The following is a 10,888-nucleotide window of genomic DNA, read 5'->3' on the forward strand; positions in this document are numbered from 1 at the left end:
TATGCGGAGGGCCGGAAAAAGGAGGCGGGGCAAGATTTTCAGGGGGAGCTGTTTATCCTCCGTCCATCTTCTGCACATATTACTGTACAGAAAATGGACAAAAGCTGAACGGACGCCAATGCTTTTGAGAAAAATTAATTATTCCTTTTTGTTCTGAGTAAAATAGTGTTTCCAGAAGGGTCCACTGTTTTGTACCCTTCTGAAACCTGTTCCACAGTTGCATCTATAATTTCCAGCTTCTGCACCGCATCTTCAGCAGCCTGTTCGCTATACTCAAGAACAAACCAGTTCAGCCCTGCACTGTTTTTGGCCGGAGCGGGAGCGCCTTCTCCATTCCAGACATTCAGTCCAATGTGGTGGTGGTATCCGTGCGTTGACATAAACAGCGCTCCTGGATAATTAGTAACAACCTTGAAACCTAGCTGATTATAAAATTCCTCTGTTTTTTTCAGCTCTGAAACGTGCAGATGAATATGCCCCATAACTGTTTCTTCCGGAAGGCCGTTCCATTTTTTATTGCTCTCCGCAAGGACTCCCTGAGCGTCCAGAGGCTCAGTAGCCATGGTCACGTTCCCATTAGTCCAGCTCCATTCAGAGGATTGGCGGTCTCTGTATACTTCAATACCATTGCCGTCCGGGTCAGTTAAATATATCGCCTCGCTGACAATATGGTCTGAAGCGCCGATTTGCACGTTGTTTTCCGCGATATGCCTCAGAAAGGAGGAGAGATACTCCCTGCCTGGAAGCAGTATTGCAAAGTGGAACAAACCTGTAGTCCGTCCTTGTTTCGGAATCACGTCTTCCGGCTGTTCCAGCACAAGCAGCGGCTTCTTCCCGTCCGCAGTCAGCACAGCACTTCTTTCTGAACGGTCCAATGTTTTGAAGCCGATAATTTTTTCATAATACTCAATGGACCTTTCGATATCAGTGACATTTATATTAACTTCCCCTACATATACTGCCGGTTCCTGAAAAAACTTTTTTTCCATGTGTAATTACCCCTTTTTTTAATAGTATTTATCTTCTAACGTTTCCTGATTAGAAAGCTTTCATAAAATTTTCAAGTTACTTTATGTAAGTAATTATATTTTAGTAACGTAATTTAATCAAGTAATAAATTTAAATCTATTTGTTTATATGGAAAAAGCACCTTCCGCTGAAGGTGCTTTGCATTAATCATTAAAATTAAATCCCTGGTTTTTTAACGCCGGAATCACATTATCGGCAAAAATTTTATATCTCTCAGAGTAAAAGACTGCTACATTGCCGGACCACTCTGCTGATTTTTCACCGTTGGTCCGCTCAAGCATGTAGTTGGAAAAAGTGTCGTCAAACTGGTCAATATACTCTTTAAGATTTTTATTATAGCTCTCTTTATGATGCACCACTGCTACTGGCAGTCTTGGCTTTTGTCCAGGGTCGGATGCCGGGTGCCCCAATACAAGGCCTGACACTGGAAACACATATTCCGGAAGCTCCAGCAGTTCAATCACTTCCTGCGGATTTCTTCTGATGCCTCCGATTGGCACAGTTCCCAGACCCATTGATTCTGCAGCTGAGGTAGCCGTACCGAGAGCAATCCCCACATCAGTTGCTCCAATCATCAAAGCTTCCGCCCCGCTGTCAGGAAGATTGAACTCTTTGCCTTGTTTTTCAGCCGCAAGCTTCGCCCGGTAAAAATCAAGGCAGAACACAAAAAATACAGGTGCTTCGTCCACATATTTCTGGTTTCCTACAAGCTCAGCAAGCTTTGCTTTACGTTCCTTGTCCTGTACTTCAATAATCGTAACCTGCTGCCCGTTAATCCAGTTTGCCGACGACATTGCAGCCTTCACAATCTGGCTGATTTGTTCATCTGTAACCGGCTCATCTTTGTATTCACGGTACGAGCGGTGGTTTGTCAATAAGTTGATTACTTCATTCATTGTCATCTCTCCTGCTTCTCGTTGGTTTGTGAGTAGTATAACAATTCCTGGCTCACCTTATCGAATGAAATGCATTTAAGAACGCTAAACCCTTGCCCTTCTGTTTATTTTTTCCGCACTTCTGTACGCGTCAATCATACCGTAGATCCAAAAGATCGGGTACGTAATAAAACCGATTAACACATACATTAATAGTCCATTAATCGCCTGGATAATTATAAAAAAGATTCCCTTGAAAATCTGGCCGTTATAAATCTGGCCAATCCCTGTGAACAGCGCGCTAAGCACTGCGGCCACTCCAGGGCTTTTCGGTGGCTGACTGTATGCCATTTATCTTCACGCTCCTTTTATCGTCTCGCCTGCAAAATAATATGCCGTTTCTCTGTACTTTATCCTTTTTTAAAAAAGAAGAAACAAAATACCAATTAGTTTATATCTCGAAAATTAATATCGGCTTGCTTCAAAGTTGGATGCTCTCTAAACGGCCACAAAGAGTGGCTTTCGTTACCTGAGTGACTAGTTTGCCCTGGGCGAGGGGACGAATGTGCCGCTTTCGTTACCTGGATGATCAGTTTACCCTGAGCGAGGGAACGAATCTGCCGCTTTCGTTATCTGAGAAGCGGAGCTGCTCCTCCACATAGCTGCAACACCCCTTGCATTCCTATAGACATTCCCTATGCAGATGTAAATTAAGTCTGTTAAAAAAACTGCTGCGGAGCATTACTCCACAGCAGTTCAACTAATTAAATTATTTATTCCGGCCGCCTCGGTTGCGGTCACGGTCTTTCTTGCCGGAGCGTTTGTTTGCATTAATCTTCAAACCGCCACCGCTTCCGCCACGATCGTTCCCACGGCCTCCACGATAGCCACCGCCGCGGTTTCCACCGCCGCCGCGTTTGCCGCCACCTTTTCCGCCGCCGCCTTTTCCGCCGCCCCGTTTAGAGCGGACAGGTGCTTCACCTGTTATTTTAACCTGCTTTTTGCTTGGCTCTTTAGTCACCATTTGCAATGCGGCAGATACTAAAGTCAGTGCATCAAACTCTTCAAGAAGCTTTGCTGCTTCATCTTCAAGCTGAGCTCTTCCTTCTTTTCCAACAGAGCTTCTTAGCTGTTCTACTGCTTGTTCATAACGACCTTCAAGTGCATCGTTGTACGTTGGCGGTTTAATTTCCGTCATCCGCTTTTTCGTGCTGTTCTCAATATAATGAAGATGGTCAGTTTCCCTCGGTGTTACGAAACTGTATGAAATACCCTTTTTCCCTGCACGCCCAGTACGTCCGATTCTGTGCACGTAGCTTTCAGAATCCTGAGGCAGGTCAAAGTTAATAACATGAGTAACGTTATTAACATCAAGTCCGCGGGCAGCTACATCTGTTGCAACCATTACATCGATTGCTCCGCGTTTAAATTTGCGGATAACCAGGTCACGACGCTCCTGCTTCATGTCTCCATGAAGTCCGTCTACCGCAAACCCTCTGATGCTCAGGGATTCCATTAATTCATCAACGCGGCGTTTTGTGCGTCCGAAGATGATCGCCAGTTCAGGCGTTTCCTTATCAAGGAGGTTACAAAGTACGTCAAACTTATCTTTTTCCGGGAGTACCATATAACGCTGGTCAATGTTTTCCACAGTCAGCTGTTTCGCTTTTACTGCGATAGAAACAGGGTCTTTCATAAACCTGTCAGCAATCGTTCTGAGCTTAGGAGGCATTGTTGCGGAAAACAACAGTGTCTGGCGCTCATCTGGTACTTCTTCAAGAATTGTTTCAATGTCTTCAATGAAGCCCATGCTAAGCATTTCGTCCGCTTCGTCTAAAACAAGGATATCAAGATGCTCCGGGCGGATCGTTTTCCGGTTCATATGGTCCATGTAACGTCCTGGTGTAGCTACAATAATTTGCGGTCGGCGCTTTAACGCACTAATCTGGCGCGTGATCGCCTGTCCACCGTAAATAGGAAGCGCCTGCACACCTTTGTCACGCCCCAGTTTGTTCAATTCTTCCGCAACCTGGATAGCCAGTTCACGGGTTGGTGTAAGAACCAGTGCCTGCGGATGCTTTTCATCAGGACGAATTCTTTCCACACACGGAATACCGAATGCTACTGTTTTTCCTGTTCCTGTCTGTGCCTGGCCGATAATGTCCTTGCCTTCTTTACCAAGAGGAATAACTTGTTCCTGGATCGGGGTCGTTTCCTCAAACCCCATGCGTTCAATTGACTTCAGTATTGTTTCATCAATGTTTAAATCTCTAAATAATGCCACTTTTTTTATTCTCCTTTCGCATTTTTCTATACGATCTGAACATGCGAAAAATAACCTGTGCTTTACATATTATCTGTCCATATAAAAAAGCTTATTCTTCAGCACGGAATAAGCTCAAAATACATTCGATGTCCTATTCGTATAAAAATATTCATTTACGGAGTCTTACTGGTTAGTTTTTCCCCGAAATGAAAGTTCATGCAATTAATCAACCTGTTAACTCTACCACATCTTGCTGCAATAAGCGAACTTTTTTTATTTTTCATGCACAGCAGTGGAGCAGGAGCCTATTCCTTATCACCTAATTTCATTATCCCCTTCCTGCCTCTGAAATAAACTTTGATTAATATAAAAACCACCGATAATTACTACCGGTGGTTTTCTTACTGCTGTTAAATTTCCAGAAGCTCTTCAATATCTTCCTTGCTTAGGGAGGAGATCATCTGCTCACCTGGCTGGATGACACGGTCGAGAAGTTCCCGCTTCTGGCCTTGCAGCTTATGAATTTTTTCCTCTATAGTCCCTGTTGTAATAAGCTTCGTCACCTGAACGACATTCTTCTGGCCGAACCGGTAAACCCGGTCCGCTGCCTGCTCTTCCACAGCAGGATTCCACCAGGAGTCATAGAGAATTACTGTATCTCCCCCTGTTAAGTTCAGCCCGGTCCCGCCGGCTTTGAGAGAAATCAGGAACAATTCTTTTTCTCCGCTGTTGAACCGGTCCGCAAGCTCGACCCGATCCTTTGAAGGAGTGGTGCCATCGAGATAATGATAATCCCAGCCATACTGCTTGAGTCGTTCTTTAATAAGGCCGAGCATGGAAGTGAACTGGCTGAACAAGACCACCCGGCGCCCGTTTGAAATCGCTTCTTCCAGATATTCAAATAGCCTCTCCATTTTTCCTGAGCCGCCGCTGTACTCATTAACAAACAGGGACGGGTGGCAGCAAATCTGCCGGAGACGTGTGAGCCCGGCAAGTATCTTCATCCGGTTTTCCTGGAATGTTTGTGATTTTATCGCTGCCTTAGCGTCACTCTGGATAAGCCGGAGCTGAGCCAGATACATTTTCTTCTGCTCGCCCGTAAGCTCTGTATATTGTACGGACTCCATTTTGTCCGGAAGTTCTGTTAATACATCCTTTTTGAGTCTGCGTAAAACAAACGGCCGGATCCGCTTTGCAACCTTTTCCTGATCCATTGCCTTGAATGCAGCTTTGTTTTTAAACAGGCCTGGGAGGACAAGGTCAAAAATCGAAAATAATTCATTCAAATTATTTTCAACAGGTGTACCACTGAGAGCGAAAGCCTGGTTCGCCCTGACAGATTTAACAGCTTTAGATGTTTTCGTCCAGTCGTTCTTCACATATTGAGCTTCATCAAGAATGAGCGTTGTAAACTGTCTTTCTACATATGCTTCCAGGTCACGGCGGATAAGCGGATAGGATGTTATCCAGATATCCGTTTCTTCACCTATATCGAGTGCTTCCCGCCTTTCCTCTACGGAACCGCTGATGACAACACTCGAGAGTTCAGGAGCAAACCGCTCGATTTCCTTCTGCCAGTTATATACAAGGCTTGATGGGCAGATAATCATTGTCTGGCCAAGCTTACCGTCCCTTTTTTGGGCAAGAAGGTAAGTAATGACCTGTAAGGTTTTTCCAAGCCCCATGTCGTCCGCGAGAATACCGCCAAAGCCATAGTAGGAAAGCGTACTAAGCCATTTGAAGCCTGTTTTCTGATAATCCCGGAGTACTGATTCCAGCTCATCAGGAATATTTACCTCCACTTCCTGAGGATGCATGATTTTCTCAACAAGGCTGCGGAATGCTTTTCCCCGCTTAATATCAAAGCCTCTGTCATCAGTCAGCTGGAATGCCCGCATCATTGGAAGCGTTGTCTGGTGCTGCACATCATTTTTTCCAAGATTCAGCTCTTCAAGTATCCCCTTCATATCCTTGAATTCGTTATCCTCCAGATGAAGAAATGAACCACTGGAAAGGCGGTAATATTTCTTATTATCCATCAGTGCTTTAAGCACCTGGTCGATTTCCGATTCTTCAATGCCTTCCATCTGAAATTCCACTTCAAGAAGGTTGAGCCGTTCATCCGCATCTACCTTTACAGACGGACGCTCCATCGGATCATAAATCAGTCCTTTGACCCGTGAGGTTGCAAATACATCGAGCCATTGGGAAAGTTGCGGAAGTTCCTCCATGACAAAGTCGAGAATAGCATCAAAATCTTCGAGATACAGTTCCTTACCGTTATACTTAAAGGGAATACGTTCTATATGAGACAGCAGGAACAATTCTTTTTCCACATCTCTTACTGTCACCCTCCCACTGTATGGCTGCGGCGGGTCAAAAGGAGAATATTGTTCTTCTCCGTACTGAAAAATCAGCTCTGCCGTAAGTCTGTCGTCCTGATAATCAACATACAGCTTTCCCTTCAGCGGGGCCATCTGAATTTTTTCCCGGATATTCTCGCTCACATCCACGTCACCAAGCTTCTGAAGCTGCGGTAACACGAGAGAAGCGAAGTTCTCCAGCTGATCCTGTGTAATTGTTACTTCTGCAGGATGATGGGTTGCAAGATGGTTTAACAGCAGATTAACAGATTCCGCCTGCGCCGGCTCCATTGGAAAAAAACGCCCTTTATGAAAAAGAATATTATAGTCTGTGCCGAAGAAGGAGATATCCTCCTCATTATCCCAGCGAAAATGAAACTGGCCAGGATGCTCCGAAGAATTGCCGATACTGAATTCAAGGGGAAGAGTTCCATTGTTCTGCTCCATTACTTCGAACCCATTATATTCCCTGTCAGGGAGGTGAACCACAGTATCTCTTGTCTGCAGTTTTTCCAGTAGCTCTGTTACAACGGGAGCAGGGATATCCAGATAACGGCGCTCATCCTTGCCGTAACTGCCGTATGTGTAATAGGTCCGCTTATGCTGATCATCCCTTAGATGGAAGAGCCGCCAGAGCCATTGAAGAATTTCCGTGTCTTCCTCAGAAAATACGTAATCAGCAGGGTCATATGTGAACAGTTTCGCAAACTTAAGTGTCTGGTCTGTATGCACCGCACGCAGAAACTCTTTCAGGTCTTTGACCACATAGAGCCGCTTCGGTCCCACTTTCAGTTCCAGTTCAAAAGAAGCCTGCCGGAAGGAATAAAGCTTAGGCTCAAGTTTTAAATGATACTCCACCTGGAGCGTCTCACGCTCATGGTATGTTTCCTGCTTCTTCATATAAATTTGCTGAAACGACTGAATCATATTGGTCGCTTTCATTTTTTCCATATAATCTATTTCATTACTGATAGTGTGATCTTCCTTTCCTGCTGCTTTTTCCGTAAAATTATTGTTTATGGTTGTTTCAAAGAGAGCAAAATCGGTATCCCTGCTGCTAAGTTCCAGCAGAAATGCAACGATGTGTTTACATATCCCCGGGTACGTTTCAAATGCAGGGCATGTACAGCTGTGCCCCCATAAGTCCCCCTTCTGGTCCACTAAGGTCTCTACCTCATATATTTCTGAACCATGTACTTCCGCGGCAAAGAGCTTTTGCTCAGGGAAAAACTGAATTCCCTTCACCGCATCCCTGTAATAATATTTTTTCCCTTTGCCGAATATTACCGGGCTGCACAATTCTTCTATTTTCTTATCAGTTATTTCATTTATTTTCATCTATATCACCCTGCCTGGGATGGTCTTTTACAAAATGAGCATTGTTACTTATTTCTAACATTCTTTCATTTTAACAAGAATTCTATACAAGATTATAAGATTTTATTATTTTTCACACTTTATAAGTTTTAAATTATTATTTACTCAATTTCATTCCTGTTTCAATGGATAGATTTGCAGGTTACTTCCTGCCATTCACATTGAAACTTTTTCCAGTTAATAACGTATCATTAAATAACATACATACTCAAGGAGGCAAATATGAAACAGCTTACTTATACTGTTTTTACCGTAATTGTATTTTTTATATTAACGGGGTGTAACGGGGAAAATGAGCGTGTTGTTTTTGAAGATTCACAGCTCGGAGCCGCGGTAATGGCGGAAATTTCTTCTGAGGAAGAATCCATTACACCGGAAGAAGCAGCCTCACTCACAGAGCTGGATGCTGCAGGCCGGGAGATTGAAAGCTTGGATGGGATTGAAGCATTAACTTCCCTGGAAATTCTCGATATTAGCGATAACAACATCTCTGATTTCTCACCTCTGACAGAACTGGAACAGCTGGAGATGGTCTTTGTAATGAATAATCCGGTTGACCTGGAAGAAAATCCGGACCTTTCAGCACTAGCCAGGAATGGTGTAACAATAGAATACGAAGAAGAAGAGGTGGAAGAAGTTGTTTTTAACGAAACAGGTCCTCCATCCGAAGGGGTCTTTTATAAAATTGAGGAAGGCAGCAATACAGTCTATTTGTTCGGTTCGATTCATGTAGGAATGGCTGATATTTATCCCCTGCACGAAGAGATAGAGTCCGCGTTCGCAGAGGCGGATTACCTAGCAGTGGAAATAGACATGACGGAGATAAATGAATTTGAAATGGCCCAGCAAATGAGCCAGCAGGCAGTCTTTGTTGATGGCAGGACATTGAGTGAAGTTATCGGTGACGATCTTTTTGAACAGACACTGGAAAAAACACGCTCCTTTGGCTTTAACGCTGAAATTCTGGAAATGTATAAACCTTGGTTTGTTGCCACGTTGGTTTCCAACCTTGCGATTATGGAGGCAGGTTATACAGATGAATATGGCATTGATAATTATTTTATGGACCGGGCTGACGGGCAGATTGACATTATCGGGCTTGAAACTGTAGAAGACCAGCTTGGTGTTTTCAATGTGTTATCCATGGAATCACAGCGGGAATATCTGGCGGAAACGCTTGAAGAATATGATGCTGTTTCTGAAGAGATGGATGAATTAATGGCTGTTTGGCGCGCCGGTGATACTGAAACTCTGAGCGAAAACCGGGAAATCGATGAATCATGGAGTGACGATTACCAGGAATTTATGCGGGCAATGCAGGACGATCGTGATGAAGATATGGCAGAAAAGATTGAAGAATTCCTGCTTGGAGACAACGGGGAAACTTACTTCGTAGTTGTTGGTGCACTCCATTTAGTAGGGGAAACAAGCATCACCGGCCTCCTTGAAGAACAGGGGTATGATATACAGGAAGGAATTCAGTAAACTGCTGTTGCTGGACAAAATTTCGGGAAGTTGGCCGGATTTGTCCAGCATTTTTGTTTAACGAGGTAAATTTATACTCCCGAAGCCAAAGTTGTCCTCATTGGGTAGATGCTATCCCTTTTCTCAAGGGATGCAAGGCGCTCTTGCGCCACTTGAGTGCAACCTTTCCTCTTGCTCATGGGATGCAAGACCCTCTTGCACTACTTGAGTTCATCCTATCCCCTCTCTCAAGGGATGCAAGGCGTTCTTGCACTACTTGAGTGCACCCTTTCCTCTTGCTCATGGGATGCAAGACCCTCTTGCGCTACTTGAGTGAACCCTTTCCTCTTGCTCATGGGATGCAAGGCGCTCTTGCGCTACTTGAATTAACCCTTTCCTTTTGCTCATGGGATGCAAGGCGCTCTTGCGCTACTTGAATTAACCCTTTCCTTTTGCTCATGGGATGCAAGGCGCTCTTGCGCTACTTGAGTGCACCCTTTCCTCTTGCTCATGGGATGCAAGGCGCTCTTGCGCTACTTGAATTAACCCTTTCCTTTTGCTCATGGGATGCAAGGCGCTCTTGCGCTACTTGAATTAACCCTTTCCTTTTGCTCATGGGATGCAAGGCGCTCTTGCGCTACTTGAGTGCACCCTTTCCTCTTGCTCATGGGATGCAAGGCGCTCTTGCGCTACTTGAATTAACCCTTTCCTTTTGCTCATGGGATGCAAGGCGCTCTTGCGCTACTTGAGTTCACCCTTCCCTCTTGCTCATGGGATGCAAGGCGCTCTTGCACTACTTGAGATCATCCTATCCCCTCTCTCAAGGGATGCAAGACGCTCTTGCACTACTTGAGTGCACACTTTCCTCTTGCTCATGGGATGCAAGACCCTCTTGGACTACTTGAATTAACACTTCCCTCTTTTTCATGGGATGCAAGACCCTCTTGCGCTACTTGAGTGAACCCTTTCCTCTTGCTCATGGGATGCAAGACGCTCTTGCGCTACTTGAGATTATCCTTTCCTTTTGCTCATGGGATGCAAGACGATCTTGCACTACTTGAGTGCACCTTTTCCTTTTGCTCATGGGGTGCAAGGCGCTCTTGCGCTACTTGAGTGCAACCTTTCCTTTTGCTCATGGGATGCAAGACGATCTTGCACTACTTGAGTGCACCTTTTCCTTTTGCTCATGGGGTGCAAGGCGCTCTTGCGCTACTTGAGAGCATCCTTTCCTTTTGCTCATGGGATGCAAGACGCTCTTGCGCTACTTGAGATTATCCTTTCCTTCTGCTCATGGGATGCAAGACGATCTTGCACTACTTGAGTGGACATTTTCCTTTTGCTCATGGGGTGCAAGGCCCTCTTGCGCTACTTGAGTGCACCCTTTCCTTTTGCTCATGGGATGCAAGACGATCTTGCACTACTTGAGTGCACCTTTTCCTTTTGCTCATGGGGTGCAAGGCGCTCTTGCGCTACTTGAGTTAACCTTTTCCTCACGCTCATGGGATGCAAGGCGC

At 44.9% G+C, this 10,888-nt stretch carries 6 protein-coding genes; 1 reads left to right on the forward strand and 5 read right to left on the reverse strand.

Going from position 1 to position 10,888, the window contains the following annotated elements:
- Positions 1-134: 134 nt before the first annotated feature.
- The 5 genes from BK582_RS00345 to BK582_RS00365 form a co-directional block, all read right to left on the reverse strand.
- Complete coding sequence (locus BK582_RS00345; protein WP_078592469.1) at positions 135-989, reverse strand: VOC family protein; 855 nt, start codon at positions 987-989, stop codon at positions 135-137.
- 183 nt (positions 990-1,172) lie between these two features.
- The gene (locus BK582_RS00350; RefSeq protein ID WP_078592470.1) at positions 1,173-1,925 is read right to left on the reverse strand and encodes an NADPH-dependent oxidoreductase; all 753 of its coding nucleotides are present in this window, start codon (positions 1,923-1,925) and stop codon (positions 1,173-1,175) included.
- Positions 1,926-2,009: 84 nt separating this feature from the next.
- Positions 2,010-2,255 (reverse strand): hypothetical protein, encoded by a 246-nt coding sequence (locus BK582_RS00355; protein ID WP_078592471.1) that lies wholly within the window; start codon positions 2,253-2,255, stop codon positions 2,010-2,012.
- A 418-nt stretch (positions 2,256-2,673) separates the two neighbouring features.
- Positions 2,674-4,188: a degradosome RNA helicase CshA gene (gene cshA / locus BK582_RS00360; RefSeq protein ID WP_088036064.1), complete on the reverse strand. Its 1,515-nt coding sequence runs from the start codon at positions 4,186-4,188 to the stop codon at positions 2,674-2,676.
- Between the two features lie 392 nt (positions 4,189-4,580).
- On the reverse strand, positions 4,581-7,871 hold the full coding sequence (locus tag BK582_RS00365; RefSeq protein WP_078592472.1) for a DEAD/DEAH box helicase: 3,291 nt from the start codon (positions 7,869-7,871) through the stop codon (positions 4,581-4,583).
- 261 nt (positions 7,872-8,132) lie between these two features.
- Here BK582_RS00365 and BK582_RS00370 point away from each other — a divergent pair, with 261 nt between their 5' ends.
- Entirely contained in the window at positions 8,133-9,395 is a 1,263-nt protein-coding gene (locus tag BK582_RS00370) for a TraB/GumN family protein (RefSeq protein WP_078592473.1), read from the forward strand.
- The last annotated feature ends 1,493 nt before the right edge of the window (positions 9,396-10,888 follow it).

Source organism: Evansella clarkii (genome assembly GCF_002019695.1).
In the GTDB taxonomy this organism is placed as follows: Bacteria; Bacillota; Bacilli; order Bacillales; family Salisediminibacteriaceae; genus Evansella; species Evansella clarkii.

Coding starts and splice junctions, on each gene's coding strand:
- BK582_RS00345 (WP_078592469.1), bottom strand. CDS start 989: ATGGAAAAAAAGTTTTTTCAGGAACCGGCAGTATATGTAGGGGAAGTT.
- BK582_RS00350 (WP_078592470.1), bottom strand. CDS start 1,925: ATGAATGAAGTAATCAACTTATTGACAAACCACCGCTCGTACCGTGAA.
- BK582_RS00355 (WP_078592471.1), bottom strand. CDS start 2,255: ATGGCATACAGTCAGCCACCGAAAAGCCCTGGAGTGGCCGCAGTGCTT.
- BK582_RS00365 (WP_078592472.1), bottom strand. CDS start 7,871: ATGAAAATAAATGAAATAACTGATAAGAAAATAGAAGAATTGTGCAGC.
- BK582_RS00370 (WP_078592473.1), top strand. CDS start 8,133: ATGAAACAGCTTACTTATACTGTTTTTACCGTAATTGTATTTTTTATA.